Raw genomic sequence first — 26,622 nt, forward strand, 5'->3', positions numbered from 1 at the left:
ATCATGGACGACATCATGAGGCCAGCGACCGAGTGGGAGCTCAAGAGCATGATGACCGCGCTCTCCGAGCGCGGCATTCCCGTCGAGATTCTGGGAGCCGGGACGAAGCGCGGTGTGGGGCGTCCGGTGGCGGCGCCCGTTGCGATGACGACAGGGGCCATGCGCGGCATCTCGCTCTACGAGCCGTCGGAACTGGTGATGGCGGCGCGGGCGGGAACGCCGCTGTCGCAGATCGAGGTGGAGCTCGCTTCGCGCGGGCAGATGCTGCCGTTCGAGCCGATCGATCTCGGGCCCGCGCTCGGGACCGATGCAGGGCTGCAGACGATCGGCGCGATATTCGTGGCCAATATCTCGGGCTCGCGCCGTATCGCGGCGGGGGCGGCGCGGGACTATCTGCTTGGCGTGAGGGGCGTGAACGGGCGGGCGGAGATCTTCAAATCCGGCGGGCGCGTCATGAAGAACGTGACGGGCTATGACGTGGCGCGCGGCCTCGCCGGGAGCTGGGGCACGCTGGCCGTTCTCTCCGAAGTTACCTTCAAGGTGCTGCCGCTGCCGGACGACGTGCTCACGCTCGTCTATCCCGATCTTACGGAGGATCTCGCCGTCGAGCTGATGAGCCTTGCGCTCGCGCAGCCCTACGAGGTGTCGGGCACCGTGCATCTTTCGCAGGCGCTCGCGGGGCGGCTCGCGCACAAGGGGCTTTCCAAGGAGCCGCGGTCGCTCACCGCAATCCGGCTCGAGAACTTCACCCGGTCGATCAGCTATCGCAAGCTGAAGCTTCGCGAGGTGCTGTCGGCCTATGGCGCTCCGCTCGAACTCGAGCTCGAAAGCTCGCTCGAGTTCTGGGCTGAGGTGCGGCGGCTGTCGTTCCTGCCGCCCAATGGAACGCACCTGTGGCGGATTTCGACCACGCCAAGCGCGGCGGCTCCTTTGGTGGCCGCGATCCGCAGGCATATGAAGGTCGAAGCGTTCTACGACTGGTCCGGCGGCCTCGTGTGGCTCGAAACGCCCGCGACGGCAGATGCGGGCAGCGCCGATATCCGCCGCGCTGTTGCCACGCACGGCGGGCATGCGACGCTGATCCGCGCGGATGAAGCCGTGCGCCGCACCGTCGAGGTGTTCCAGCCGCTCGGACCCGCGGTGGATCGCATCACACGGGGCATCAAGCAGGCGTTCGATCCGTTGCGCCTGCTCAATCCCGGCCGCATGTACGCAACGATGTGAGCAGGACGCGACCCGTCACGGCGAGATCTCTTCGGAGCGAATGACCAACGATGCAGACCAACTTCACGTCCGAGCAGCTCGCTGATCCGCGTGTGGCCGAGGCCGACCGGATCCTGAAGCGGTGCGTGCATTGCGGGCTCTGCACGGCGGTCTGCTCGACCTACGTGGTGCTCGGGGACGAGCGCGATTCTCCGCGCGGGCGTATCTACCTGATCAAGGACATGATGGAGCGCGGGACGGAGCGCGCGCCGACGCATCAGATCCGCCACCATATCGATCGTTGTCTTTCGTGCCTCTCGTGCATGTCCACCTGCCCGAGCGGCGTCGACTACATGCATCTCGTGGATCTGGCGCGCGCCGAGATCGAGGAGAAGACCCCGCGCAGCTTCAAGGAACGGTCGCTGCGCAATCTGCTCGCGTTCCTCATTCCCTATCCGAGGCGTTTCCGGCTGGCGCTCAAGGCCGCGCCGCTCGCGCGTCCGTTCATTCCGCTGTTGGAACGGGTCGGCCTCAAGGAAGTGGCCGCGATGCTCGCGCTGGCACCCACTGCCGCCATCACGCGGGAGGCGCGCTTCGGCGGACCGGGAACGGCCGTGACCCATAGCGAACGGCGTGCCCGCGTGATCCTTATGACGGGGTGTGTGCAGCCGGTGCTTCGCCCGGACATCAACGATGCCACCATCCGGCTGCTTGCGCGGCGTGGCGTCGACGTGGTGGTAGCGAACGGATCGGGCTGCTGCGGCGCCATCGTGCAGCACATGGGCCGCGAAGCCGAGGCGATGAAGCTCGCCCGGCGCAACATCGACGCGTGGTCGAAGGAGATCAACCGCGGCGAGATCGATGCCATCATCGTCAATGCCTCAGGCTGCGGCACGACCGTCAAAGACTACGGGCACATGATGCGCGGCGATCCGGCCTATGCGGAGCGGGCGGAGAAGATCTCGAGCCTTGCGAAGGACGTGTCGGAATTCCTCTACGAGTACCAGCTCGGCGCGCCGGAGCGCTGGTCGTCGCTCAGGGTGGCCTATCATTCGGCCTGCTCGCTGCAACACGGGCAGCGCATCCATGACGAGCCGCGCGCTCTCCTGAAACAGGCCGGTTTTGCTGTGGTGGATGTGCCGGAAGGTCACATTTGCTGCGGGTCGGCCGGAACCTACAACATCCTCCAGCCTGAGATCGCGGGCCAGCTCAAGAAGCGAAAGCAGGACCACATTCGCTCCACGCGGGCCGATGTGGTGGCGGCCGGGAACATCGGCTGCATGACCCAGCTCACCACGGGCCTCGATATTCCGCTCGTGCATACGGTCGAGCTGCTGGATTGGGCCTATGGCGGCCCGGTTCCGGCGGGTCTCGCGCACCTTGCGCCCTTCGTGACGGACGTTCCGCGCCCCAGGCGGCAAGTCGAAGATTTTATTGAAACTTAATCGTCATGTGCGCGACATTGTGCGCACGTATCTGACCATCGCCATGACTGACATCGAGCTTGACGATCCACGGGCCCGCTCCGACCGGAGAGAGGTTAGCGGTCCGTTCGACATCATCGGAGACGTGCACGGTTGCGCGGGTGAGCTCGAGACGCTGCTCACGCGTCTCGGCTACGATGTGCGCTGGAGCGGAACGCCCGGCACGGCTTCCGTGGAGGTTGTTCCGCCTGCCGGGCGCCGGGCCATTTTCGTCGGCGATCTCGTGGACCGCGGGCCGCGCTCTCCCGACGTGCTGCGTATCGTCATGAGCATGGTGGAAAGCGGGGCGGCTTTTGCGGTGCCCGGCAATCACGACGTCAAGTTCCTGCGCTGGCTCGACGGCAAGGACGTGAAGCCGACGCATGGGCTCGACCGCACGATCGCGCAATTCGAAGGCGAGACGAAAGCTTTCCGCAATCGCGTGCGGGAGTTCTTCACTACGCTCCCGATCTACGTGTGGCTCGAAGGCGGGCGGCTGGCCGTGGCACATGCCGGCATCAAGGAGGAGATGCTGGGGCGCGTGTCCGGCGAGGTTCGCCGCTTCTGTCTCTACGGGGAAACGTCGGGGGAGACCGATGAGTTCGGGCTTCCGATCCGCTATCACTGGGCGGCCGAATACCGGGGCCGCACAGCCATCGTCTACGGTCACACGCCCGTGCCTGCGGCGGGCTGGGTCCACAACACCATCTGCATCGATACCGGATGCTGTTTCGGTGGAAACCTCTCGGCCTTGCGCTGGCCCGAGCGGGAGATCGTCGCCATCGCGGCCGAGCGCGTCTACACGGTGCCGGTGCGGCCGTTCGGCCATCCGCCGCTACGCCCTGGCGCAATGGTCTAAGTCTTATCGCCCAGCTTTAGACGGCGGCGGCGCGCTGCCGGCAGCGGGTGCGGCGTCGGTCGCGGCCACGTCCTTCTCGGGAGGCGCCGCAGGGCCGGCATTCTTACTCGTATCAACCAATTGAGCGGGCTCGGTCGGCGGCACGTTTCCGCCTGCCGTCAGCACCGTGCGGCAATCGGCCGGAAGATCGGCGAGCGTCATCTCGGGCTTGGGCGGCGCAGGCTTGGAAGGCTTCGGCGGCGGCTTCGACGCATCGACCGGCGGCTTGGGCTTCGGCGCGACTTTCTTCAGCCAATCCTTCAGTTCCCCATCGCAACCGTCATCGCCGGGAACGGGGGGCTGATGCTGGCAATTGGCGGATCCTTTCGGGCAGCCGATGCGCATGTGGAAATGGTAGAAGTGCCCGAAGTAGGGGCGCACCTTGCTCAGCCACGCCCGATCATCCTTGGGGGCGGCTTCGCAGAGCGCTTTCTTGATCGCGGGGTGGACGAGAATGCGCTCCACGGCAGAATAGGACGCGGCGCGCTTGATCAGCTTCACCTGACCTTCGCCCCAAACCTTCGGATCGACCGAGCTGTAATTCGAGATCATGGAAACGGCCGACATGTCCTCACGCTCGCGGCGCGTGAGCTTGCGGTCCGGCATGGGCGTCAGCCAGATGTCGGCGTCGAGCCCCACCTGATGGCTTGCGTGGCCCGAGATCATCGGGCCGCCGCGCGGTTGCGAAATGTCGCCGACGAGAAGACCCGGCCATTCCTTGTTGGCGGTGCTCTCACGTGCCAGGCGTTCGATGATCTTGATGAGATCGGGATGTCCCCACATGCGGTTGCGGGACAAGCGCATCACCTGCCAGCCGGGGCCGTCGACGGCGAGCGGCTTGGCGCCTGCCAGGCAGCCTTTGGCGTACCAGCCAACGGCGCGGGCCGCGAGGGGAGCTGCCGACTTCACGGAGCCGAAAAGCTGCTTGGCGGAGAGAGCCGGCTTCTTCGGCTTTTCCTTGTCGGCAGCGGCGTCCTTTGTATCCTTCGGGTCCGCCTTCGCGGCCGCGGCCTTTTCGGCGGGTGCGGCGGCAGCCGGCGCTTTTGCGGGGGGTGATGCCGGGGCGGCAGCTTTTGCGGGCGCTTGAGGAGCGGGCCGCTCTGCAGGCTTGGGGGCGGGCGGAACTACGGCGTCCTTGGCGGCCTCGGCCGCTGCGGCGGCTTCAGCGGTGGCCGCGGCGGGGCCGTGCCACGTGCGCGCGGTTTCCTCGCTCGCTGTCTGGCTCGCACCTCGGCTGTCCTCGGCCGCGACGGGTCCGGACAGCACGAGCAACGGCGTGAACAGCCAAATTGCGACGCGTCGGGCGAATGCCATGAAACCCCGCAGCAAATCAGATGGGGTCATCCTAGCCGATGGCGGGGCCAAATTGCGACGACCTCGTCGAATCGCGTGGAAATTGTTCTGACGGGCGATCAGTTTTTGTCGTCGCGACCGAGAGCCCATGTGATGATCCGGAGGCGTTGTCGCGAAATGTCTCGCGCGGCTCGTCTGCGATCCATCAGCCCCGCAAATCCGAGTGTGCCGTGACCGATCTGCTCATCACAGGACCTCGCAACGCCGAGACAGTGCTGGTGCTGGCGCCGGGTGCGGGCGCGCCGATGACGAGCCCCTGGATGGGGCGCGTTGCCGAGCTTCTGGGCGAGGCAGGGCTCAGCGTGGTGCGGTTCAATTTTGCTTACATGGCGGCGCGCGTTGCCATGGGATCGCGCAAGCCGCCTCCGAAGGCAGAGGCGCTGATCGCCGAGTATGACGCGGCGCTCGCGCGGATTTCCGCTGAAGCGGGGGCTGGAAAACGAATCCTGATCGGCGGGAAGTCTCTGGGCGGGCGTGTTGCCAGTCTCGGGGCACAGGCCTTTTTCGACGCCAAGCGAATCTCGGGGCTCGTGTGCCTTGGCTATCCGTTTCATCCGCCGAAACAGCCTCATGCGCTGCGAACCGCCCACCTCCTCGGCCTCACTTGCCCGACGCTGATCGTGCAGGGCGAGCGCGATCCGTTCGGCGGCGTGGAGGAGGTTGCGACCTACGGCTTGCCGCCTTCGATCGCGGTTGCTTGGGCGCGGGACGGCGACCACGATCTGGCGCCGCGGCGCAGCTCCGGCGTGACGCTGGAGGATAACCTCGCCATGGCAGCGGGCGAGATTGCGCGTTTCGCCGAGCGCTGCGCTCAGACTGTCTGATGGCGCGCGCGGGCGCCACGCAGGAGCGCGGCGCAGGTCGGCTTTTCCAGCTCAAGCGTGTCCGCGAGCAGGGTCAGGAAGCGCTCCTCGTCATTGTGAACAGAGAGATCCGACACGGCGACCTCTGCGCACAGCACGTAGGCGGTCTCGTAGAGGCGCGGTGACAGGCTCCGCTTGACGAGGGCGAGGACGTTGTCAACGCCGCCTGGCTTCTTCAGAAGCTTGCCGCATTCCTGCGCGGCATCCGCCAGCCAGTTGTCCGTATAGGACTGGAAGGGCGGCAGCTCGCGCACGATGGACCCGATGCGGGCCAGTTCCTCCGTTGTGATGGTGCGGTCGGCGGCCGACACCGTCACCATTGCGTAGATCAGCGCCTCGGGGGCGGAGATGCGGTCTGGCGTGTGCGTGCGGGTTTCGGGTTCATCCGGTGAGGACATGGAACGGTCAGGGCTCAAGGGGTTGAAGGAAGCGATGTGAGGGCATCGAGCAGCGCGGCATTGAATGCCTCCGGCTCCTCGATGTGGGGGGCGTGTCCGAGCTTCGGAAAGGCGATCAGGCGCGCGCCCTTGATACGGCTTTCGGCTTCACGTGCAAGCTCGGGGTAATTGCCGAGTATCTTGGCGACCTCTGGGGATGCGCGGTTTTTGCCAATGGCGGTGGTGTCTTTCTCGCCGATCAGGAGGAGCGTGGGCACGGCGAGCCTCGGAAACTCGTGTACGACCGGTTGCGAGAAGATCATGTCGGAAGCGCGGGCCTGCGAGAGCACGACGCTGTCGCTGCCGGGCCCTTGGTACATTGATGCGAGCATTTCCACCCAGCGATCGAACTCCGGTCTCCAGCGGCCATCGTAGTAGGTTTTCTGCTGATAGGCCTTGATACTCTCGGCCGTGGTCTTGCGTTCGCCTTCGATCAGCTCGTCGATGGTGCTCGGGGGGACGCCCTTGGCGCTCCAGTCCTCGAGCCCGATGGGGTTGACGAGAACGAGAGCTGCGGTCGCGGCCGGGAAGCTCAGCGCGTAGCGGGCCGCCAGCATGCCGCCCATCGAGTGACCGACGAGGATGGGGCGGGTGACGCCGATGCTGTCCAGAAGCGCGTGCGTGTTGGCTCCGAGCTGGTGCAAGCTCATCTGATAGGCGGCGGGCTTGGTGGACCGGCAGAATCCGATCTGGTCGGGCACGACCACCCGATAGCCGGCCGTGGCCAGCGGCGCGATCACGCCCTCCCATGTGGCACCGCAGAAGTTCTTGCCGTGAAAGAGCACCGCCGTTTTCCCGTTGGGGGTGCCTGCGGGGGCGATGTCCATATAGACCATGGTGAGCGGCTGGCCCTGGGAGGTGAAGACGAACTCCCGGACTGGGTGTGGATAGGGGAAGTCCTTCAGCATGGCATCCGCGCGGGCCTCGCCGGCGAACATGGCTAATCCCATCGCCAACACGAAGGCGCCTCGCCAATCCATCGTGTCCCTCTCTGCCTGTTTTCTGCGTCTCGGCGGGATATGGCGTCTATCTTGCGGTGCACAAGGTTGCGGCCTGGTGCCGCGTTCCCGCATTAAGCATGGTGCGAGCGGGGCGCGCGCAGGGGCGGCCCAACTTCTTTTCTTTCCCTTTGGCGACACTATGTTATTGGGAGGCCAAACGTCAGGCTTCCCTTTATTTTCCGGACCTCGTGGGGCGGATCGCAGGGTGCTTTCCGTGTCCCGCGAAACTGATCCGGGACGGCACCGGTTTCGTATAACACGAGCAGTTCCGTTATTTCTCTACAAGGCAATCGCCCACACCCATGAAAAGTAAGATCATCAAAGCTCCCGCCGCCGAGGCGCCTGCTCCCACGCGTGCCGAAGCAGAGGAGGCCGTGCGCACGTTGCTTCGCTGGGCTGGCGATAATCCGGAGCGGGATGGACTGCTGGAGACGCCCTCGCGTGTCGTGAAGGCTTACCAGGAGTATTTCCGCGGCTATCACGACGATCCGGAGGCCATCCTCCAGAAGACGTTCGAGGAGATCGAGGGCTACGACGAGATGATCGTGCTGCGCTCGATCCGTTTCGAGAGCCATTGCGAGCACCACATGGCGCCGATCGTCGGGCGTGCCTGGGTGGGTTACATCCCGAACGGGCGCGTGGTCGGCATATCGAAGCTCGCGCGTGTCGTCGAGACCTATGCGAAGCGTCTCCAGATCCAGGAGAAGATGACGTCTCAGATCGCCAACACGATCGACAAGGTGCTCAACCCGCAAGGCGTGGCCGTGGTCATCAAGGCCGAGCACCACTGCATGACGACGCGTGGCGTGCACAAGCCGGGCACGGACCTGGTGACGAGCCGCATGCTCGGCATTTTCCGGGACAACGCGATTACCCGGCAAGAATTCCTTTCCATGATCGACTGAGTAAGTCCTGGGTTTCTTTGGAGTTGTCTGCGTGAGCGCCGACAAGACTGTACTTATTACCGGCGCATCCAGCGGAATCGGTAGAGCAACGGCAGAGCTTTTCGCACAGCGCGGCTGGACCGTGGCTGCAACCATGCGCAAGCCCGAGACCAGCGATCTCGCCAGCAAGTCGGATCGCATCCGCCTGTTCAAGCTCGATGTGACGGATCAGGCGTCCGTGGAGGCGGCGGTCGCCGACGTGATCGCCCAGTGCGGCGGCATCGACGTGGTCGTCAACAACGCGGGCTATGGCCTGATGGGGCCGTTTGAGGCGCAGACGGACGAGCAGATCCGACGCCAGTTCGAGACCAATCTGTTCGGTGTGTTGAACGTGACGCGCGCTGTGCTGCCTCACATGCGCGAGCGCCGTCAGGGGCGGATCGTCAACGTCGGATCGGCGGCAGGCCGCATGACGCTGCCGCTCTATTCGATGTACAGCGCCACCAAGTGGGCGCTCGAAGGTTTCTCCGAGGGGCTCTGGTTCGAGCTCCGCCAGCACAACATCAAGGTCAAGATCATCGAGCCCGGCATGATCAAGACCGATTTCTTCGAGCGCTCCCGCGAGGTGGCGACGAAGCCGGGGCTCACGGCCTACGACGACTTCGTGGCGCAGGTCGCGCCCAACCTGAAGGCGTGGGAAGAGGCGGGCGCAGAGTCCGATGTGGTCGCGCGCAGCATCTGGCGCGCCTCCACCAGCATCTGGCCGCGCCTTCGCTATCAGCCCAACGCAACGTTTACCGTGTGGGGCCGCGGGTGGGTGCCAGGTCACCTCTATGTGCGCCTCATCCGGCGCCTCTTCAATGCGTGGTAACGAGGCGCGCAAAACACGCGCGTTTGTTGAAGCATTTTCTACAATGCTCCGCGTACCCGTTCAGTAATCGTCCTTTCGGTTGATCTCACTCAATGTCTGCTATGATAGTCGCTGCGATCCTGTGATCCGACGAGCGAAAGTCAGTAGGAAAGAGGTGGATCATGACGAAGATTCTCTGCGCAGTTGACGACACGGAGCATAGCAAGCCGGCAATCGATCTCGCGGCGAAGCTCGCCCTTGCTCTCAAGGGGGATCTCACCGTTGCGACGGTGAACCAGTTGATCGGCGGATACGGCCGGGGTGGAGCGGCAACGCTCTTCTGGACCGAAAACGAGCTGCAGAACGTCCTTCAGAAGGCAGCCGCAGAGGCGAAGTCCGCAGGCATCGCGAACGTGAAAGCGGTGAGCATCGAGAGCCGCGATCTTGCGCTGGCGATCACCGACTATGCCCGCGAGGGCAACTTCGATCACATCGTAGTGGGCACCGGCGGCAAGAGCGCCGTCTCTCGCATGATGCTCGGATCGGTGTCGCGTGACGTGGTGCATCTGGCGCATTGCCCGGTGACGGTCGCGCGTTAATCCGCGTTCCATTCACGGGATCGTTGTTTCGTTTTCAATCAGTCGTGGCAGACGGGCCGTAGTCGACCGCCATCAGGTAAAGGCCTGATGCGGGGGCGACCGGCCCGCAAGCCGTTCTGTCGCGCGCTTCGAGTGCCTGGCGAAGATCGTCACGGGTCCATTTTCCGTCACCCACGAGCTTCAAGCTGCCGACCATCGAGCGCACCTGATTGTGCAGGAACGAGCGCGCGGAGGCCGCGACGCGAATTTCCTCTCCGTCCAAACTCACATCGAACCGGTCGAGTGTGCGCAGCGGCGACTTGGCCTGGCATTGAGCGGCGCGGAAGGTCGTGAAGTCGTGGCGGCCCACAAGCGCGGAGGCGGCATCCCTCATGGCTTCGCCGTCGAGCTTGCGCGGAACCCACCATACCCGGTTGCGATCGAGGGCAGGCGGCGAGCGCCGTGCCAGGATGCGGTAGAGATAGTGCCGCGCGGTGGCGCTGAAGCGCGCGTCGAAGTTGCCCGGCACCTCCGCGCAATCGATCACGACGATCGGCTGCGGCTTGAGATAAAAGTTGATGCCATCGCGCAGGCGCGAAGCGGGCCATTCCTTCTCAATATCGAAATGAGCGACCTGCCCGCGGGCGTGTACGCCCGCGTCCGTGCGGCCCGCGCCACGGATGCCGGCGGGCGATCCCGTGAGCTTCAGGATTGCGGTTTCGAGCGCGCCCTGCACGGAGGTGCCGGCAGATTGGATCTGCCAGCCGACAAACGGCGTGCCGTCGTATTCGATAGCCAGGCGATAGCGGGGCATTGCGGAGACTTGCTTGTTGGCGAAGGCCCCTGCCTACTCTTTCAGGCGCAGCACCTCAAGGGCGTGCCGAAAAGGGGCTCGCCCGGGCTCAGCGTGCCGCCACGGCCTCAGCGCGGGGCGGCGCCGCGGACGGGAACGCCGGTGACGGGATCGTAGTAGTTGAGGCTCAGCGGCGTGCGGCCGCCGGGGTTCACGATCACATGGCGCTCGGAGGGCAGCGGGCGGAAGACGCGGACGCCTTCCTCAATGGTTACGGTGGCGCCGTATGCGTTCGACGGCTCGATACGGGTGGTGTGGGCGTCCTGCGCCTGGACGTTTGCGGCGGTGAGGAGAAGGGCGGCAGCGCCGGCTGATAGGCTACGGATCATCGTCGGCTCCAAAAGCTCGTTTTGCCGCGAGTTTAGGAGACAACGGCGCTCTGTGCTGGACGTTCGCGCGCGATGCTTAATGCGGCGCTCGCCGTCAATCCACGCGGCCGATGCGGGTGCCGCGAGGAATGGTGAAGCCGCGCAGGAATTCGTCCGCGGTCATGGCCCGCTTACCGGCGCGCTGGATCTCCACCAGGCGGACAGCGCCATCCCCGCAGGCGATCGCGAGCTTGTCGTCGAGCACCGCGCCGGGGTGGCCCTGGCCTTCCACGAGGGTGGTGCGCAGCACCTTGATGCGCTCGGGCTTGCCGCCTTGGAGCGTCGCCTCGAACCAGGCTCCGGGAAACGGCGAGAGGCCCCGGACGTGGTTATGGACCTCGGCGGCCGGCTTCGAGAAGTCGATCTGGCTTTCCTTCTTGTCGATCTTGGCGGCGTAGGTCACGCCTTCCGCGGGCTGCGCGAGCGTGGCGAAGGTTCCGGCTTCGAGGTCCGCCAGCGCCTTCACGATCAGGGCGGCGCCGCGCTCGGAGAGCAGGTCGTGCAACTCGCCGGCCGTGAGGTCGGGCGTGATCGGCACCACGTCCGTCAGGCCGACGGGGCCCGTATCCAGCCCCTCGTCCATGCGCATGACCATTACGGCGGTGTGCGCGTCGCCTGCCATGATGGCGCGTTGGATGGGAGCGGCGCCGCGCCATCGCGGGAGCTCCGATGCGTGCACGTTGAAGCAGCCCAGGCGGGGGGCTGCGAGCACGGCGGCCGGAAGCAGCAAGCCATAGGCGATGACTACGGCCGCATCGGCACCTAGGCTCGCGAAGGCCGCTTGCTCTTCAGGCGATTTCAGGGACTGCGGCGTCCGGACGGGGATGCCGAGAGCCGCCGCCTTGGCATGAACGGGAGTAGGGCGTTCGGCCATGCCGCGTCCGGCCGGGCGGGGCGGCTGGGAATAGACCGCGACGACGTCGTGGCCAGCGGCCACGATCGCCTCCAGGGCCGGGACCGAAAAGTCCGGCGTTCCCATGAACACGAGCTTCAAAGGCATGAGGGCTCCGGCTGTCCCGACGGGGTGGCGGCTCAGGCCGGGGCTTCGCCGCGGGCCGCCTTCTTGAATTTGCGGACGACCATATCGCGCTTCAGCCGCGACAGAAAATCGATGATGAGCTTGCCGTTCAGATGATCCACCTCGTGTTGGATGGCGGTGGCGAGCAGGCCCTCCGCCTCGAGTTCACGCGGCTTTCCCTCACGGTCGATGTAGCCGAGGGTCAGGGTGGCCGGACGCTCGATATCGATGCGAAAATCGGGAATCGACAGGCAGCCTTCCTCATGCACGCGGGTGGCCGTGCCGAGCTTCAGGATCTCGGGGTTGAAGAGGGTCAGCGGCCGCGGCTCGTTCTCGTCCTCGGAAACATCGAGCACGATCAGACGTTTCATGACCCCGACCTGGACGGCTGCCAGCCCGATGCCGGGGGCGTCGTACATCGTCTCCAGCATATCGTCGGCGAGCTTCAGCAGCTCGGCATCGACCCTCTCGATTGGGTCCGAGATCTTGCGCAGCTTGGGATCGGGCAGGGTGATGATGGGCAGCGTGGACATGGTCTTGAAATAGGGAAGTCCGGGGCGGCGGTCAATCTGCTGACCTGGTACAGTCCGGTGCGACCTCTTCTTCGTTAATGGCTAAGTACTATTACCAAGCTCGACAATCCTCCTGCATTCGTCTTCAACTCTCATGTAATATTGCGTGAGTCCCGCACTGAGACGGACGCATGAAGCATGATCTCAAACCGCTGATCATCGGACGCCGCGAGTGGGTGGCGCTGCCGGATCTCGGGCTTTATGCGATCAAGGCAAAGGTCGATACCGGAGCCAGGACATCGGCGCTGCATGCCGAGGCGGTCGAGACCTTTGGCCCCATTTCCGCGCCGCGCGTGCGGTTTCTCATTCACCCTCTTCTGGAACAGCCCGAGGTCGCAGTCTGGTGCGAGGCCGAGCTGCTCGGCGCGCGCGACGTGACAAGCTCGAGCGGCGAGCGGGAGAACCGCTGCATCATCCGCACGATGCTGCGCGTCGGTATGCGGGAGTGGCCGATCGAACTCGGGCTCACCAATCGCGAAGGGCTCGCGCACCGGATGCTGCTAGGCCGGCAGGCCATCAGACCGGGTATGCTGGTGGACCCGGCGCGCTCGTTTCTGCTGCCGAAGCTGAGCCCACGGCTTTATCGCGCGCCCGCGTAACCGGGTTTTTTCAATCGAACCAGATCAAGTAAGGCCCAGCGTGCGCAGCAGCGCGGCGTTGACATCGTTCACGTCGAAGCGGCGCTCAGCCTTGAGACGGGCGGCGCGCGATCCGGCGGACAGAAGGCCGGGGTTTCGCAGATAGCTCTCCATGGCGACCACAAGCTCCGCCACGTCGGCGGGAGCCACGAGGCAGCCGCTCACCTTCTCGTCGACCGTTTCCGCGCATCCGGGGGTGCGCGTGGTGATGACGGGGCGTCCCGTCGCGAGCGCTTCCAGGATGGAGCGGGGCATGCCCTCGGCGTAGGAGGGATAGACGTAGACATGGCAGGCGGCGAGGGCGGGGCGCACGTCGTCCAGCTGGCCCAGGTATTCGAGGGTGCCGCCATCGTCCAGGCTCTCGGGGGGCACCGCGTCGCGTGCGTCGCTCGGTGAGCCTGCAAGGCGAAAGACGGCGTTCGGCCAAGCTTTTTTTATGCGCTGGGCGGCCGCCTTGTATTCCAGGACGCCGCGGCGGCGCTCCAGGCGGCTCAGCATCAGGAAGACGAGGCCTTGATCGAGTGTGGGGAGCGGCTCGGCTCTGAACTCGGTCAGGTTTATGCCGCTGCCGGGCACGACCACGGTTTCGAGGCTGGGCCTCAGCAGACCGAGCCTTGCGAGCGTGCGCTCGTCGTCGCGGTTGTGGAACACGACGGCGTCGCTGGCGCGGAGCGCCTCGGCGAAGCGGCGACGACCCACGCTTTCGATGCCGTCGCTCGGCAAGCCGTTGACCATGGTGACGACGCGGCGGACATCGGCCCGGCGCGCGGCGTGGGCGGCCAGCATGGACGTTCTCAAGCCGAAGCTCACGACAACGTTGGGCTGCCAGTCCTTGAACTGGGTGACGAGGCTCGAAATCATCTGCCAGTCGGTCACGAGGCGGAGCGGGGAGGGAGGCGGTTCGAGGATGCGCTGCTGGGCACCGGCGGCCCGCAGGATGCGCGCATATTTTCCGAGGCCGGGCGGCGTGAGACAGAGCACGCGATGGCCGCGGGCGGTGAGCGCCTCGATGAGATCCCGCCGCAGGATGGCGGCTGACTCGGCCGATGGGGCGACCAAGGCGATGCGTTCCGATACTGGTTTGGTCACTGCGCGAGGCCGCTCATGTCGATTCGTATATCGGGGTAAATCCTATCCCACGGCAGCGCGCATCGCCAAGGAAAGGCGACCGGTATAAGCGCCGGGATATGCACAGCTTCAGATGTGCCGGAAGGGCTCGGATAGCAGTTTCTCGATGAGGTGCCTGCAAAGCCAGACGCTGAGGCACCCGAACAGGATGCCGCCAACCATGTGCCCGGCGAGTGCGCCCTCCGCTCCCGCGAGCGAGCTGCCCAGGTGAACCACGGGGATGGTTCCGAGCGTGGCCCGGCCCCAGTTCAAGAGCGTCGCGTAGTGGGGGAAGTCCAGCGTGTTGAAAACGGCGTTTGCGACGAACAGGGCGCCCATGAAGGCAAACAGGGGGGCGAGCCAATAGTTGAAGAGGTTGATCAGAGCTGCGGCGTCGCCTGTCGCTCCGAACAGACGGACGAGATGGGCTGACAGCAGCGCCAGCACGATCCAGGCGGCGAGCGTGAACGCGCCGTTGACGGCGAGCGCCAGCCTGAACGCTTGTCGCACGCGGTCTCCCTCGCAGGCCCCGTAGTTCTGGCCGATGATGGGGCCGATGGAGGACGAGAGCGCGTAGATGGTGCCGAACGCCACCGGAAGGATGCGGCCGATGATGGCCCAGCCCGCGACCGCGTCGTCGCCGTGCGTCGCGATGGCGGCGGTGACGTAGGCGTTGGAAACGGGTGTGGCGACGTTGGTAAGGATGGCGGGGACGGCGATGGATGCCATGGCCGGAATGTCGACGAGGAGCGCGGGCAGCCGGGGCCTAGCGACGAGCCCGTGCACGCCAATGACGCCGTAGAGCCCCACCAGCATGAATACGATGCGCGCGATGACCGTGGCCCACGCCGCGCCTTCGATGCCGAGGCCCATCACGATGATGAAGATGGGATCGAGGATGGTGTTGATGATGGCGCCGTAGAGCGTGATGTTCATGGCGCGGCGCGCGTCTCCGATGGAGCGGAGCACGGCGGCCGACGTCATGGCGAGCGTCAACACGGGGATCGACGGCACGAGAATGTAGAGATACCGCGCGGCGAGATCGTGCGTGCGCCCGGTTGCGCCGAAGAGCGTCAGGAACCACGGTATGGCGAAGTAGATGAGAGCGGCGGCAGCGAGGCCAGCGACGAAGTTTGCAATGTGTGCGTTCACCGAGAAGCGGCAGGCGCGCAGGCGGCGGCCCTCTCCGAGGGCGCGGGACACGAGCGTCGTGGACGCGATCGAGAGGCCGATGCCGGTTCCGATCATCAGGAAGAGAATGGAGCTCGCATAGCCGACGGCGGCCAGCACGGCCTGATCGTCGAGGAGCGAGAGGAAGGCGATGTTGGCGAGATCGCTCAAGAAGATCGCGCCGAGCCCGACACCACCCGCGCCGCTCATGACCAGGATATGGCGCAGGAGCGATCCCACGACGAACTTCGCCGGCGCGCGTGGGAGAGCTTCCGCTTTTGTGGGGGCGTTCATCGTTGTCCTTGCGGGCGGATGCTCGGGGTGACGCGCGAGGTGTTTCAGATGCGTGCTGCTCGGCCGGCTTTGCCCGGGGCCTTTCGCTCAGATCCGTTTGCGGGATTTGATGGCGGCGGCCAGCGTTCCTTCGTCGAGATAGTCGAGCTCGCCGCCGATGGGGACACCCTGGGCGAGACGCGACACCACGACGCCCGTGGGGGCCAGTTGCTCAGTCAGATAGTGCGCGGTGGACTGTCCTTCCACGGTGGCGTTGAGCGCCAGGATGACCTCCTTCACCTCTCCGGAGGCGGCGCGGTCGATCAGCGTCGCGATGTTGAGGCGGTCGGGTCCGATGCCGTCGAGCGGCGAGAGGTGGCCGCCGAGGACGTGATAGGGCGCGTTGATGACGGCGGCTCTTTCGAGCGCCCAGAGATCTCCCATCTCCTCGACCACGACGATGAGCGACCTGTCCCGCCGCTCGTCGCGGCAGACGGTGCAGGGCGCCACGGTGTCGAGGCTGCCGCATACGGGGCATTCGACAATGGTGCGGACGGCGACGGCAAGGGCATCCGAGAGCGGTACGAGCAGATCCTCACGCCGCTTCAAAAGGGCCAGCGCCGCCTTGCGGGCGGAACGCGGCCCAAGTCCGGGTAGACGTGCTAGGAGCTGGACAAGCCGCTCGATCTCGGGGCCGGCTATCTTTTTCGACATCTAGGCTTCTTGCAGGTTCTCAGAGCGAGGCTCCGAAGCGGCGTTCGGCTTTGGCTCGCACCGATGATTGGCTATTCGGAGGCATTGGGTCCGAAGCGAGCTTCGGTCTAAGCACGCTCGGCGCACGTTGTCACCTTGCGTCACGGCGCACTGTTCGTCCGCCGTCGGGGGAGATCAGCTTCCGGGAAGGCAGAGTGCCGAAGTTCTCTGGCCCTTGCGGATGCGGGCTTCCAGCGCCTGCGCGCTCTCCGTTTGCCGCTCCATGTGGCGGCGGAAGTCCGTCGGCGTCAGGCCGTAACGGCCCTTGAAGCGCCGGCCGAAGTGGGAGAGATCAGAGAAGCCCCATTTGAACGCGATCTCGCCGATGCTGCGGTGGGACTGAGCCGCATCCTCGAGCGCATTGCGGCATCGCTCGAGCCGCCGGTCGACCAGATAGCGCTCGAGAGACGTGTTTTCCTCGGCGAGCAGGGCATTGGCGTAGCGTACGGAAATACCCGCCTCTGCAGCAATGCGCTCAGGCTTGAGGCCCGGCTCGATCAAGAGCCGCTCGATGGTGGCTTTCAGGTGAAGGAGCGCGGTCGCCTTGGGCGAGGAGAGCGTGGTCTTGCGCTCGCGGCTGCCGTTCAGCGTGAGAGCTGCGAGATCGAGAATCTGCTCCGCCACCTTTAGCCCCGATACGCCGTCGAGCGTTTCGGCCTGTTGGGGAAGCATCTCGATGAACCCCATCGTCAGCGATCCGATGCCCGTGGAGGTGTCGATAGGACGGCCGGTCAGATCGGCGGTATTGCCGATGCGCGCTTCGAGCGAGGAGCGCGGGATCTTGACGATGACGTGCGTGCAGTGCTCGCGCAGCGTCAGCTCGAAGGGGCGGACGGGGTCGACCAGGTAAAGGCCGCGGCCCTGGAGCGTGCTCTCGCGGCCGTCCTGCATGAAGCCGACCTCTCCCGCGAAGAGGCCGCTGAGCAAGAGGTCGCCGCTGTCCTCGTGGGATGCGTTGCGCTCAGAGCGCTGCACGTGATGCGCATCTGCGTTAAATGTTGAGAGGCCTAGCCCGGGCAGGCTCGTGATCTGCACGCTGCCCCGGAACGAGGGGGCATCGCCGGGCTGGAAATCGTGCTCGACGTAGCCGCGCGTGGCAACCTCACGCCAGTAGCTGAGCCGCTCTCTCGGGTGCACGCCCTGGGTCGAATAGATCATAGCGATCGTCTTCTCGTGCTCGGATTGCCGTGTCAGTCGACAAATAGCGCCGCGTGGTGCGAGCGCCCTGCTCCCCTTTGCATTTCAATACAATTTCTCCACTGAGGAGTCGAATGGCGTTTTCCGCTTTCCCATCTTGGTTTCCGCCCACTGTCGATCCCCAGGCCAGGACTACCCCTGCGAGCAAAGGACGTTTAGAGCAGCCATGACGCGAAAAACTACGGGGCCCGATCTCGGACAGTCTCCTTTGCACCTGTTCCACCGAGCCGTCCAAGTGGTCACCGAGATCTATCAGACTGAGATGTCGTCTTACGATCTGACGGCCCGGCAGTATGCCGTGCTGTTCGCCCTCGCCCATTCGGAAGGGCTCAGCCAGAGCAAGCTGGTCGATGCAACGGGCATCGACCGCTCTACGATGGCGGACATCGTGCGCCGGATGCTCAAAAAGGGCATTATTCAGCGCAAGCGCGACAAAGAGGATGCGCGCGCCTACGAGGTGAAGATCACCGAAGAAGGCACGCGCCTGTTCAAGGCCGTGACGCCGATCGTGCACCGCATCGAGGAGAGGCTTCTTTCCTCGCTGAAGGGCGGCCGGGTCGAGGAATTCCTTGACGATCTCGGCACCATCGTCGGCGCAGTGGCGCCCCCGGCGGCGCCGGCCGCCAATGGTCACTTCGCCGAGAGCGAGGCCCGGTAACTCCGGACAAGACGAGCGCGGAACGGGCTGTCCCGTTCCGCTTTTTTTTGACCCCGTCTTTCCTTCCCCGGATTTTTCCCTTCCCCAATCGTTCCTGGCGCTCTCCCAGGTGGCCCGCCCCGCGATTTGCGGCAGGCTCGCATAAGCTCCTGACCTTATAGCTCGGCAAGCTGCCTGCGTGATTCGCGGCCTGTGGCCCGTCGTGCCGTGCTCCGGCCATCCGCGCGCCTGATCGCGATCTGCTTCAGCGACACACAGAGGCTGGGCGCGATCGGAAAGCCGAAATGGTTTCCACATACCTCTCCTACAAGATGTACACCTCCGACCTTTCGAAGAGCGTCGCGCGCACGCTCTCGGATCCGCAGGTGTCGCGGGAGCAGACCTACTATCGCGACAACATCGGCAAGGTTACGTCGGTCGACGACTTCCTCAAGGATCAGCGTCTCTATTCCTACGCCATGAAGGCGTACGGCCTCGAGGACATGACCTACGCCAAAGCCTTCATGCGGAAGGTTCTGGAGAGCGATCTCACGGACGACAAGAGCTTCGTGCGCAAGCTCGTAGACCAGCGCTACATCACGTTTGCCAGGGCCTTCAATTTCACGACGACCGGAGATGTCGCCTCCGGCACGACCATCGCGCAGGACGCTTCGGACGAGGAGGACACTGTCGGGCTTTACTCCGAGCAGCGCGTGCGCAAGGGCGCCGCGGTTGCGGCGGAGGTCGAATACTATCAGGCCCGCATCGGATCGATCACCACCGCGGATCAGCTCGTTTCGGATTCGCGGCTGTTCTCGTTCGCACTCAAGTCCTTCGGGATCGATCCCAGCACCGCGTCCGAGGCAACGATCAAGAAAGTGCTGACGAGCGATCTGTCCGATCCGGACAGCATGGCCAACAAACTCAACGACAGCCGTTATCGCGAGCTTGCCGCCGGATTCTCTTTCGAGAGCGACGGGAGCGTTCCGGCGGGCCAGACGGCGCAAACGGCCGCGCAGCGCCGCGACACGATCCTTCTGCACTATGAAGCCACCGGAAACGGCACCTCGCCTGCCGCCGCGGCATTCAAGTCCCAGGCTTATGCCGAACTGATGGCGGGCGTCACGTCGGTCGACGATGTGGTCAACGACGATTTCCTGAAGACCTACGCCGCGACCGCCGCGGGGCTGGATCCGATCCTGCTCTCGCCCCTCACCCTGCGCGAGGTTCTGACCAGCGATCTTTCCGATCCCGACAGCCTCGCCAATTCGCTGGACAGCTATCGGACGCTGGCAGAGGCCTTCAATTTCAACACCGACGGTACGCTGGACGATGGCGTGCCGGCGCAGACGGCGGCTCAACTCGATAATTTCGCCGATGGCTATATCGAGAACTACGACAACAAGGTGGTGAGCACCGAGGAGCAGGAGACCAGCTACTACAAGCTCGCCATGTCGGAGGTGAAGTCGGTCGACGACCTTCTGGCCAACGCGAAGCTCTACAATTATGCGCTGAAGGCGTTCGATCTGGATCCGACGCAGGAATCGGCTTCCAAGATCAAGCAAGTGCTGAAGAGCGATCTTTCGAACAGGGACAGCTTCGCCAACAAGCTCGGCGATTCCCGCTATACCGCGCTGGCCGCCGCCTTCAACTTCGGCACCGATGGCGAGGCTCAGGGCGCCATCCGCGCGCAGATCACTCACTCCAAGTCGGAGACGATCACCCGCTACACCGTCACGCTCGGCAAGGAGGAGGCCGACCAGGCGCGTGGCAAGACCGAGAGCGAGTACTACAACCAGCAGATCGACACCATCACGTCCGTCGACGAGCTGCTCAAGGATACGCGCGTCGTCGCGTACATCAAGAAGGCGTTCGGGTTCGAGAAGGAGAGCATCTCGGATCAAACGCTCAGGCAGATCCTCACGAGCGATCCGTTCGACAGCAAGAGTTTCGTGAACAAGGGCGCTAACACCAAGTACCGGGATATGGCGGCTGCCTTCAATTTCGGCGCCGATGGCAAGGCGCAGCGTATCGCGTTGGGAGAGGCGCAGGACAAGGACGAGCGGATCCGTACTCAGGACATGTACATCCGCCAAACGATGGAAGAGCAGGCGGGCAGCCAGAACGAAGGCGTGCGGCTTGCGCTCTACTTCCAGCGCAAGGCTTCCAGCATCGTGTCTCCCTACTCCATCCTCGCCGACAAGGCGTTGCTCCAGGTGGTGCTCACGGCGCTGGCATTGCCCGACAGCATCGCGCAGGCGGAGGTCGACACTCAGGCCAAGGCTATCTCCAAGCGGCTCGACGTTGCCGATTTCAAGGATCCGGCGAAGGTCGAGAAATTCCTGGCGCGCTTCACCGCACTCTACGACGTCAACAATCAGCAGACGTCCTCATCGCCGGCTTCCATCCTGCTCGGCCAACAGCAGGGGGGCGTCATCAGTGACGCGCTCTTAAGTTCGATCCAAGCCACTAAACTTCGCTTCTAGCTAAAGTTGCGCCGTTGCTCGCGCGGGATCTCCGCTGCTTCTCGCGGAATGGATGCCCGCGCGCCCCGGGCAATTCCGAATTCCCGCTTCGCTATCTCATAAGTCATATCCTGCAACGGTTATCCATCATCCTGCAGCGATCCGTATGCTTTCGAAATGTAAGAAGAAGCTCAGTGAATGGCTGTTTAAATATACAATTTATGGTTGCATAAATGTGTTCTCACCCCTAAGACTTTTTACGAGCAAAGGCCGCTTCGTGAGATTGTCAGTTTGCTGAACGCAGCGTCGCTGAGGCTCGCTCTCAAGAGCTCGGGGGATCGGCATGCCTGATTTGGAAACACGCCTTGCGGCTCGTCCGCTCTATCTGCAGGTTCGCGACGTTCTCGTTCAACGCATCGTTGTCGGTCACTGGAAGCCGGGTGCTACGCTTCCCAACGAAACACAGCTTGCTCAGCAGCTCGGTATCAGCATCGGCACAGTGCGGAAGGCGCTGGACCTCATGGAGGTCGAGCGCATCGTCACGCGGCGGCAGGGGCGCGGCACCTTCGTCAACGACTATGCGGCTGCTGAAAATACCTTTCCGTTCTCGATGTTCCACGATTTCTCTGGTCACCGTATCTCCGGCCAGAAGCGTGCGCGGTCGGTGACGCGCATTCAGGCGTCTGTGCACGAAGCCGAACGGATGGGTGTGCGCAAGGGTGATGAGCTGATCAAGGTCGATCGCGTGCGCGAGCATCAGGGGCAGATCTTCTTGTCGGAGATCTGTTTACTGCCTGCGAAGCTCTTTTCGCGCATTCCGGAGGATTTCGGCAGCTATCGTCTTTCCGCGCTTGCGCAGCTCAACGCCATTCTCGTGGGGCGCGCGGACGAGAGCGTGGATATCGTGATGGCGAGTGAGGAGGACGGAGAGAACCTCAATGTTCCGCCCGGCACGCCTCTCCTGCGGCTGGATCGCCTCATCTACTCGGACCACGAGGATGTGCTCGAGTGGCGGGTGGCGCACTGCTTCATGCGCAATGAACGGTATCTCGTACGCTTCAACTGAGAGCAAGGCCGCGTGTCTGGAGATCCGCCGCGGGTGAGTATTCTCCATCCAACAACGGACGGTGGATGCGCGTTCTTCTTTAAATGATGTCCTTCTTCTCTTTAGCAGCAAAATAAGTTTGTCATGACTTCATCGATGGTTTTCCGTCGATCCGTTATTCGCCGTTTAGCATTAGGCGCCTAGGTTGTGACGCATGTCATGGCGAGGGTGTGTGATGCGTAATTTTCACAGACGGGTGCGAGATGCGGCGCAAGCCGATGCGGGATCCGCAGCAGTGGAGTTCGCGCTAATTTTTCCGGTGGCGTTGATTTTTTTCTGCGGCCTTCTCGCCTACGGGCTCTATTTCGGAGCTGCGCACTCCGTCCAGCAACTCGCCGCCGATGCGGCGCGTGCGTCGGTGAGCGGCCTCAACGATTCGGAGCGGGCCTCTATCGCGAGTGCGCATGTGGCGGCGAGTGGCGGGGTCTATCCCTTGTTGCGTGCCGACCGCATCGCCGTTGCAGCGCATCCTCTCGCCGCCGATCCCTCGCAGTTCGAGGTGAGGGTTTCCTTCAACTCGCAGGATCTGCCGATCTGGCTTCTCTCCGGACTGGTTCCGCTGCCGGGAAAAGTCATCGAGCGAACAGCCGTCATCAAGCGCGGCGGCTATTGACCGCCTTTCTCAGTCCCCCAGGAGGAGGTGCATCCCGTGGCCCTCAAATCATTTGCGAGAAGAATATGCCGTAACCGGCGCGGCTCCATCGGCGTGCTGATGGCGCTGTTTCTCACGGTCAGCGTCGGGTGCTGCGCGATCGCGGTCGATATCGCATCGCTCTACCTAGAGCGGCGCACCGCGCAGGGTGTGGCGGACCTCGCCGCAATCGCGGCCGCAGGCGACATTGTGCGCGCCCAGGAGGCCGCGCACGCCACGCTTGCGGCAAACGGTTTCAGCGCGATCCGCTCGCTCGATGTGATCAAGGGGCGTTACGAGATGGATCCGGCGCTGTCGCACGAGAGGCGTTTCGAGGCCGGCAAGCAGCCTTTCAATGCGGTTCGCCTCAATGTGGCGATGGGGGGACAGCTCTATTTCGCGAAGTCGTTCATGCCGGAGCCCGAGATTTCTGTGTCGGCGATCGGTACTGCGGATGCGCAGGCGACGTTCTCCATCGGCAGCCGATTGGCTTCGGTTCAGGGCGGACTGTCGAATGCCATTCTCGGTGCGTTGCTCGGCGGCAACGTCTCTCTTTCGGTGATGGACTATCAGGCTCTTCTCAACGGGAACGTCTCGCTGTTGAGCTTTCTCTCGGCGTTGTCGACGGAGGTCGGCGTGACGGCGGGGACCTACAGCGACGTGCTCAATGCGAACGCGACGGTGGGACAAGTTCTCTCCGCGTTGGCCAAGGCCGCGGCTTCGAGCGGTCAGTCGCAAGCAGCTCAAGCGGCAACCGTGCTGCTGGGCCAGGCTAATGCCTCCGTCACGGTGCCATTGCACTCGCTGGTCGATCTCGGACCCCTGGCGCAAGCCGCGGTCGGACAGCCACAGGCGGGGCTGGCGGCAGACGTCAACGCAATGTCTCTCGTTACGGCGCTTGCTTCGCTCGCCAACGGGAACAAGCAGGTCGCGGTGAACCTCGGCACGACCATTCCAGGTCTGCTCAGCCTCAAGGTCGATATCGCCATCGGCGAAGCGGCCCAGCATTCGGGCTGGGTCGCGGTGGGGCAGCCCGGCGCGATCGTGCGCACGGCGCAGACGCGGCTCCGGCTGCTCGCGGAAGTCGGCGGAAGCGGGATCCTGAGCGGGGTTCGGATCAGGCTGCCTCTGTACCTCGAGATCGCGAGCGCCGAGGCGCGCTTGAAGAGCCTTGCGTGCACGGGGGGAGCCTCCAACGCGCAAGCGACCGTGGAGGCGCGTCCCGCGGCAGCGAGGGCCTGGATCGGCGATGTCGCCCCGGGTGGGCTTTCCTCCTTCGGGTCGAGCGTTCCCGTGACGAGCGGCACCATCGTGCAGGCATTGCTGGTGAAGGTAACGGGGAGCGCTTACACACAGATGAGCAACACGTCGGCGACGGATCTCACTTTCACCATGAGCGATGTGAACGGGCACGTGATAAAGAGCGCGGAGGTTCGCGACTTTCTCTCTTCGCTGACCTCGCATCTTTTGCAAACGATGGATCTTCACGTCGACATTCTGGGCCTCGGCGTTGGCCTCTCGGTCTCCGCCGTTAAAGGCGTGGTTCTTGCGGCGCTGACGCCCGTCACTTCGACGCTCGATGCTCTGCTGGTGCCTCTTCTTCAACTCGTGGGCGTGCGCCTGGGCGAAGTCGATGTGCAGGTGAACGGTATCCGGTGCGGCGGGGCCGTGCTGGCTGGATAGATGGATCGCGAGTGGCGCGAGGCCAGAGATCGCCGCTCAGACTTCCTGTCCGCGCTCGCTCAGCACGCGATTGATCGCTCGTGCCAGCTCTTCCTGCCGGTAGGGCTTCGAAAGACGGAACAGATCCGGCATGGCGTTTTCCGGCAGGTCGGCCCAGCCCGTTGCCAGAATGATCGGCATGTCGGGCCGTTGCTCGCGGATTTTCGCAACGAGCTCTATGCCTGTCATGCCGGGCATGGCCTGATCGGTGATCACGATGTCGACGGGTGCGCCGGAGTCGAGAACGGTGAGTGCCTTTCGGCCGGACGAGACCTCAATGGTGCGATAGCCGAGATCCTCGAGCATGGCGACGGTGCCCATGGATACGAGCGGATCGTCGTCGACAACGAGGACCTGGCATTCCTTGACGGCCTCGTACATATCGGGCTCGGGCGGCGAGGGGAGGGTCGCTTCACCGTCGGATGCGGGTATCCATACGCTCACGGTGGTGCCTTTGCCGACCTCGCTCTCGATTTTCATGGACCCGCCGGATTGTGCGGCCAGGCCTTGCACCATGGAGAGTCCCAGTCCGGTTCCCTTGCCGATGCCTTTGGTCGTGAAGAACGGCTCTATGGCGCGGCGCAGCGTATCGGCGTCCATGCCGGTGCCCGTATCCGTGACCTCAATCAACACGAAACGGCCGGGTTTGAGCTCGGTGCCCGGCAGGCTCTGCGTCACGATCTCGTCGCTGATCTCGATGGTCAGCGATCCGCCGCTCGGCATGGCGTCGCGGGCGTTGAGTGCAAGATTGAAGAGGGCGAGCTCGAATTGTGTGGGATCGACGGTCGCCATCGTGCGGTCGCTATGTAATCTCGTCGTAATGGCGATGGAGGGGCCGATCGAACGGCGAAGAAGCTCGGTCATTCCGGCGATAAGCTTCTGAATGTCGACGGTTTCGGGCTTAAGGTCCTGCCTGCGCGCGAACGTCAGAAGGCGCTGTGTGAGGGAGGCGCCCCGTTCGGCCGCGCTCAAGGCATTGTCGAGCAGCCGTTTCGATTGCGGCTCGGCGGGAAGCTTCTTTTCGAGCAGGCGAAGGCTCGAGATGATGGCGGCGAGCAGGTTGTTGAAGTCGTGCGCGACGCCCCCCGTCACTTGTCCGATGGTTTCCATCTTCTGGGCCTGGGCGAGCTGATCGCGCGCTTTCTCCAAGGCGAGCATCGCTTCGCGCTTTTCCGTCACGTCCCGCGTGATCTTGCCGAAGCCGACGATGTTGCCGTGGGAATCGTGGATGGCGTCGATCACGACGTTGGCCCAGAAGCGCGTTCCATCCTGGCGCTGCCGCCAGCCTTCGCCTTCGTAGCGTCCCTCGCGGGCGGCCGTTTTCAGGGCTGTGCCGGGGAGATCGATCGCCTTGTCCTCGGGCGTGTAGAACATGCTCACGTGCTTACCGAGCGCCTGCTCGCGGGTGTATTGCTTGATGCGGGCGGCGCCTGCGTTCCAGCTCACGATGCGGCCCTGCGGGTCGAGCATGAAGATGGCGTAGTCGTGAATGCCGTTGATCAGGCGCTGGAGCTGATCTTCGCTCTCACGCAGGCCGGTATCGCCGTCCTTTGCCTCGCTGGCACCGCTCGTCTCCTCGTAGTCCGCGAGAGCCAACTTCTGCTCGTTGGGCTTGGCGCGCCTCTCGGCGGACAAGGCGAGGCTCGGAAGTGCGATGCTGGCCAGGAAGACGAGTCCGGTCAGCAGGGCATTGTTGAGAAAGAGGGGGCTCAAGGCGTTGCTTCCGGCGAGCGTGGCCCAAATCATGCCGGTGGCGAGAACGAGCGCCACGGCGGCGGTATTGCGTGGGCTCTGGTAGAGCGCGGCCCACAGAAGCGGGATGAGGGCGATGAACGCCAGGAGCCCGCGATCGAGCCACGCCGCCAATGCCGGGCTGAAGGCGATGACGCCTGCCAGGAAGGCGATCGCCAGGATTTGCAGCAGCGGACGAAGCTCACCCGATGCCAGGGGGTCGCGCAGGAAGAGGACGATAGCCGGCGCGACGAGCACTGCGCCGGCAAGATTGCCGAGCCACCATGTCAACCAAAGCGAGGGGGCTGATTGCGAAAGCGTGCCCTCTGCAACTTGGAGCGCGCCCACGCCAACGGTTGCGCTGATGGGGGTCGAGATTAGAGCGACGACGAGCGCGAAGACGGCAATGCCCGGGGCGGTGTCGAAGGTGCGGATGCCACCGGAGAAGCGATTGATGAGGAGCCCGGCGGCGATGGCTTCGAGCGTATTGCCGGCGGCGATAGCGAGGGACGGCGCCACGGTGCCGGTGGTGGTAAAGTCGGCGAGGAAGGCCGCGACAAAGATCGCGGGCGAAATTCTCAAGCCCCATATCAGGATAGCAGCCAGAGCCAAGCCCGCCGCCGGCCAGATGGCGCTGGCGCTCGGATGTGCCGCTGCAAGCAGCATTCCGCCCTTAGCCAGCAGGAAATAGGTGATGCCCACCCCAACCTGGTCAAGTGCACGGGCGGAGCCAGTCGTCAACGCGATCTCACTTGAATTCATTGGGATGCCTCAGGAGCGAGACATTCGCACTAAATTCCGGACCGCGAAAACGGTTCCTGCCTTTCACAACTATTTCTTTGCGCGCTGGCT

25 protein-coding genes are annotated in these 26,622 nt (G+C 64.2%); 13 read left to right on the forward strand and 12 right to left on the reverse strand.

Going from position 1 to position 26,622, the window contains the following annotated elements; genetic code table 11:
* Window positions 1–15 precede the first annotated feature (15 nt).
* Genes F812_RS0101380 through F812_RS0101390 form a run of 3 tightly spaced genes read left to right on the forward strand, consistent with a single transcriptional unit; the run spans window position 16 to window position 3,525 of the window.
* Window positions 16–1,224 (forward strand): FAD-binding protein, encoded by a 1,209-nt coding sequence (locus F812_RS0101380; protein WP_245257600.1) that lies wholly within the window; start codon window positions 16–18, stop codon window positions 1,222–1,224.
* A 50-nt stretch (window positions 1,225–1,274) separates the two neighbouring features.
* Window positions 1,275–2,648, forward strand: a complete 1,374-nt coding sequence (glcF, locus tag F812_RS0101385; protein WP_020084163.1) for a glycolate oxidase subunit GlcF — start codon at window positions 1,275–1,277, stop codon at window positions 2,646–2,648.
* Window positions 2,638–3,525, forward strand: a complete 888-nt coding sequence (locus tag F812_RS0101390; RefSeq protein ID WP_245257601.1) for a metallophosphoesterase — start codon at window positions 2,638–2,640, stop codon at window positions 3,523–3,525. The genes glcF and F812_RS0101390 overlap by 11 nt, the downstream gene beginning before the upstream one ends.
* Window positions 3,526–3,528: 3 nt before the next feature.
* On the opposite strand, the gene mepA is transcribed toward F812_RS0101390, so the two are convergent.
* Window positions 3,529–4,878: a penicillin-insensitive murein endopeptidase gene (mepA, locus tag F812_RS22120; protein WP_020084165.1), complete on the reverse strand. Its 1,350-nt coding sequence runs from the start codon at window positions 4,876–4,878 to the stop codon at window positions 3,529–3,531.
* Between the two features lie 209 nt (window positions 4,879–5,087).
* Between mepA and F812_RS0101400 the strand changes: the two genes are divergently transcribed.
* Window positions 5,088–5,741 carry an alpha/beta family hydrolase gene (locus F812_RS0101400; protein ID WP_040497819.1) on the forward strand — a complete coding sequence of 218 codons (654 nt, stop codon included), beginning with the start codon at window positions 5,088–5,090 and terminating at the stop codon, window positions 5,739–5,741.
* Here F812_RS0101400 and F812_RS0101405 read toward each other — a convergent pair.
* On the reverse strand, window positions 5,729–6,178 hold the full coding sequence (locus tag F812_RS0101405) for a tellurite resistance TerB family protein (protein WP_020084167.1): 450 nt from the start codon (window positions 6,176–6,178) through the stop codon (window positions 5,729–5,731). The two genes, F812_RS0101400 and F812_RS0101405, sit on opposite strands and share 13 nt — an antisense overlap.
* Window positions 6,179–6,192: 14 nt before the next feature.
* Window positions 6,193–7,197 (reverse strand): alpha/beta fold hydrolase, encoded by a 1,005-nt coding sequence (locus tag F812_RS0101410; protein WP_020084168.1) that lies wholly within the window; start codon window positions 7,195–7,197, stop codon window positions 6,193–6,195.
* A 323-nt stretch (window positions 7,198–7,520) separates the two neighbouring features.
* On the opposite strand from F812_RS0101410, the gene folE reads away from it, so the two are divergent.
* The 3 genes from folE to F812_RS0101425 all read left to right on the forward strand — a co-directional run bounded on the left by folE (window position 7,521) and on the right by F812_RS0101425 (window position 9,551).
* A complete protein-coding gene (gene folE, locus F812_RS0101415) occupies window positions 7,521–8,123 on the forward strand; it encodes a GTP cyclohydrolase I FolE (protein ID WP_020084169.1) in 603 nt (200 codons plus the stop codon).
* Window positions 8,124–8,154: 31 nt separating this feature from the next.
* Entirely contained in the window at window positions 8,155–8,973 is an 819-nt protein-coding gene (locus tag F812_RS0101420) for an SDR family oxidoreductase (RefSeq protein ID WP_026867758.1), read from the forward strand.
* Between the two features lie 161 nt (window positions 8,974–9,134).
* Window positions 9,135–9,551 (forward strand): universal stress protein, encoded by a 417-nt coding sequence (locus F812_RS0101425; RefSeq protein ID WP_020084171.1) that lies wholly within the window; start codon window positions 9,135–9,137, stop codon window positions 9,549–9,551.
* 34 nt (window positions 9,552–9,585) lie between these two features.
* Here the strand turns inward: F812_RS0101425 and truA are convergent, their stop codons facing one another.
* The 4 genes from truA to def form a co-directional block, all read right to left on the reverse strand.
* The gene (gene truA / locus F812_RS0101430) at window positions 9,586–10,344 is read right to left on the reverse strand and encodes a tRNA pseudouridine(38-40) synthase TruA (RefSeq protein ID WP_020084172.1); all 759 of its coding nucleotides are present in this window, start codon (window positions 10,342–10,344) and stop codon (window positions 9,586–9,588) included.
* Window positions 10,345–10,451: 107 nt separating this feature from the next.
* Complete coding sequence (locus tag F812_RS22125) at window positions 10,452–10,712, reverse strand: hypothetical protein (RefSeq protein WP_020665343.1); 261 nt, start codon at window positions 10,710–10,712, stop codon at window positions 10,452–10,454.
* A 94-nt stretch (window positions 10,713–10,806) separates the two neighbouring features.
* Complete coding sequence (fmt, locus tag F812_RS0101440; RefSeq protein ID WP_020084174.1) at window positions 10,807–11,751, reverse strand: methionyl-tRNA formyltransferase; 945 nt, start codon at window positions 11,749–11,751, stop codon at window positions 10,807–10,809.
* Between the two features lie 32 nt (window positions 11,752–11,783).
* Window positions 11,784–12,302 (reverse strand): peptide deformylase, encoded by a 519-nt coding sequence (gene def / locus F812_RS0101445; RefSeq protein WP_020084175.1) that lies wholly within the window; start codon window positions 12,300–12,302, stop codon window positions 11,784–11,786.
* Window positions 12,303–12,472: 170 nt separating this feature from the next.
* On the opposite strand from def, the gene F812_RS0101450 reads away from it, so the two are divergent.
* Window positions 12,473–12,940, forward strand: coding sequence for an ATP-dependent zinc protease family protein (locus F812_RS0101450; protein WP_020084176.1), 468 nt, complete (start codon window positions 12,473–12,475; stop codon window positions 12,938–12,940).
* Window positions 12,941–12,964: 24 nt separating this feature from the next.
* On the opposite strand, the gene F812_RS22130 is transcribed toward F812_RS0101450, so the two are convergent.
* The 4 genes from F812_RS22130 to F812_RS0101470 all read right to left on the reverse strand — a co-directional run bounded on the left by F812_RS22130 (window position 12,965) and on the right by F812_RS0101470 (window position 17,440).
* Window positions 12,965–14,068 (reverse strand): glycosyltransferase family 4 protein, encoded by a 1,104-nt coding sequence (locus F812_RS22130; RefSeq protein ID WP_083929024.1) that lies wholly within the window; start codon window positions 14,066–14,068, stop codon window positions 12,965–12,967.
* 108 nt (window positions 14,069–14,176) lie between these two features.
* On the reverse strand, window positions 14,177–15,550 hold the full coding sequence (locus tag F812_RS0101460; protein WP_020084178.1) for an MATE family efflux transporter: 1,374 nt from the start codon (window positions 15,548–15,550) through the stop codon (window positions 14,177–14,179).
* 87 nt (window positions 15,551–15,637) lie between these two features.
* Entirely contained in the window at window positions 15,638–16,243 is a 606-nt protein-coding gene (gene recR, locus F812_RS0101465; RefSeq protein ID WP_020084179.1) for a recombination mediator RecR, read from the reverse strand.
* Between the two features lie 174 nt (window positions 16,244–16,417).
* Window positions 16,418–17,440 carry an AraC-like ligand-binding domain-containing protein gene (locus F812_RS0101470; protein ID WP_020084180.1) on the reverse strand — a complete coding sequence of 341 codons (1,023 nt, stop codon included), beginning with the start codon at window positions 17,438–17,440 and terminating at the stop codon, window positions 16,418–16,420.
* Window positions 17,441–17,645: 205 nt separating this feature from the next.
* On the opposite strand from F812_RS0101470, the gene F812_RS22135 reads away from it, so the two are divergent.
* From F812_RS22135 to F812_RS0101495, 5 genes are all read left to right on the forward strand, one after another.
* Window positions 17,646–18,137: a MarR family winged helix-turn-helix transcriptional regulator gene (locus F812_RS22135; protein ID WP_051113734.1), complete on the forward strand. Its 492-nt coding sequence runs from the start codon at window positions 17,646–17,648 to the stop codon at window positions 18,135–18,137.
* A 284-nt stretch (window positions 18,138–18,421) separates the two neighbouring features.
* A complete protein-coding gene (locus F812_RS22140) occupies window positions 18,422–20,602 on the forward strand; it encodes a DUF1217 domain-containing protein (RefSeq protein ID WP_020084182.1) in 2,181 nt (726 codons plus the stop codon).
* Window positions 20,603–20,924: 322 nt separating this feature from the next.
* Complete coding sequence (locus F812_RS0101485) at window positions 20,925–21,647, forward strand: GntR family transcriptional regulator (RefSeq protein ID WP_020084183.1); 723 nt, start codon at window positions 20,925–20,927, stop codon at window positions 21,645–21,647.
* A 274-nt stretch (window positions 21,648–21,921) separates the two neighbouring features.
* Window positions 21,922–22,299 (forward strand): TadE family protein, encoded by a 378-nt coding sequence (locus F812_RS0101490; protein WP_020084184.1) that lies wholly within the window; start codon window positions 21,922–21,924, stop codon window positions 22,297–22,299.
* A 36-nt stretch (window positions 22,300–22,335) separates the two neighbouring features.
* Window positions 22,336–24,000 (forward strand): TadG family pilus assembly protein, encoded by a 1,665-nt coding sequence (locus tag F812_RS0101495; RefSeq protein WP_156827169.1) that lies wholly within the window; start codon window positions 22,336–22,338, stop codon window positions 23,998–24,000.
* A 36-nt stretch (window positions 24,001–24,036) separates the two neighbouring features.
* Here the strand turns inward: F812_RS0101495 and F812_RS25150 are convergent, their stop codons facing one another.
* Window positions 24,037–26,532: an MASE1 domain-containing protein gene (locus F812_RS25150; RefSeq protein ID WP_020084186.1), complete on the reverse strand. Its 2,496-nt coding sequence runs from the start codon at window positions 26,530–26,532 to the stop codon at window positions 24,037–24,039.
* Window positions 26,533–26,622: the final 90 nt, after the last annotated feature.

The sequence above is a fragment of the Hyphomicrobium zavarzinii ATCC 27496 genome, assembly GCF_000383415.1.
In the GTDB taxonomy this organism is placed as follows: Bacteria; Pseudomonadota; Alphaproteobacteria; order Rhizobiales; family Hyphomicrobiaceae; genus Hyphomicrobium_C; species Hyphomicrobium_C zavarzinii.

Excerpts from the sequence above, each read along its gene's own strand:
- F812_RS0101425 (WP_020084171.1), top strand. The coding sequence starts at position 9,135 with ATGACGAAGATTCTCTGCGCAGTTGACGACACGGAGCATAGCAAGCCG.
- F812_RS25150 (WP_020084186.1), bottom strand. The coding sequence starts at position 26,532 with ATGAATTCAAGTGAGATCGCGTTGACGACTGGCTCCGCCCGTGCACTT.
- F812_RS0101410 (WP_020084168.1), bottom strand. The coding sequence starts at position 7,197 with ATGGATTGGCGAGGCGCCTTCGTGTTGGCGATGGGATTAGCCATGTTC.
- fmt (WP_020084174.1), bottom strand. The coding sequence starts at position 11,751 with ATGCCTTTGAAGCTCGTGTTCATGGGAACGCCGGACTTTTCGGTCCCG.
- F812_RS0101380 (WP_245257600.1), top strand. The coding sequence starts at position 16 with ATGAGGCCAGCGACCGAGTGGGAGCTCAAGAGCATGATGACCGCGCTC.
- F812_RS0101485 (WP_020084183.1), top strand. The coding sequence starts at position 20,925 with ATGCCTGATTTGGAAACACGCCTTGCGGCTCGTCCGCTCTATCTGCAG.
- def (WP_020084175.1), bottom strand. The coding sequence starts at position 12,302 with ATGTCCACGCTGCCCATCATCACCCTGCCCGATCCCAAGCTGCGCAAG.
- truA (WP_020084172.1), bottom strand. The coding sequence starts at position 10,344 with ATGCCCCGCTATCGCCTGGCTATCGAATACGACGGCACGCCGTTTGTC.
- F812_RS22125 (WP_020665343.1), bottom strand. The coding sequence starts at position 10,712 with ATGATCCGTAGCCTATCAGCCGGCGCTGCCGCCCTTCTCCTCACCGCC.
- F812_RS0101405 (WP_020084167.1), bottom strand. The coding sequence starts at position 6,178 with ATGTCCTCACCGGATGAACCCGAAACCCGCACGCACACGCCAGACCGC.
- glcF (WP_020084163.1), top strand. The coding sequence starts at position 1,275 with ATGCAGACCAACTTCACGTCCGAGCAGCTCGCTGATCCGCGTGTGGCC.
- F812_RS22140 (WP_020084182.1), top strand. The coding sequence starts at position 18,422 with ATGGTTTCCACATACCTCTCCTACAAGATGTACACCTCCGACCTTTCG.
- folE (WP_020084169.1), top strand. The coding sequence starts at position 7,521 with ATGAAAAGTAAGATCATCAAAGCTCCCGCCGCCGAGGCGCCTGCTCCC.
- F812_RS22135 (WP_051113734.1), top strand. The coding sequence starts at position 17,646 with ATGACGCGAAAAACTACGGGGCCCGATCTCGGACAGTCTCCTTTGCAC.
- F812_RS0101470 (WP_020084180.1), bottom strand. The coding sequence starts at position 17,440 with ATGATCTATTCGACCCAGGGCGTGCACCCGAGAGAGCGGCTCAGCTAC.
- mepA (WP_020084165.1), bottom strand. The coding sequence starts at position 4,878 with ATGGCATTCGCCCGACGCGTCGCAATTTGGCTGTTCACGCCGTTGCTC.
- F812_RS0101460 (WP_020084178.1), bottom strand. The coding sequence starts at position 15,550 with ATGAACGCCCCCACAAAAGCGGAAGCTCTCCCACGCGCGCCGGCGAAG.
- recR (WP_020084179.1), bottom strand. The coding sequence starts at position 16,243 with ATGTCGAAAAAGATAGCCGGCCCCGAGATCGAGCGGCTTGTCCAGCTC.
- F812_RS0101450 (WP_020084176.1), top strand. The coding sequence starts at position 12,473 with ATGAAGCATGATCTCAAACCGCTGATCATCGGACGCCGCGAGTGGGTG.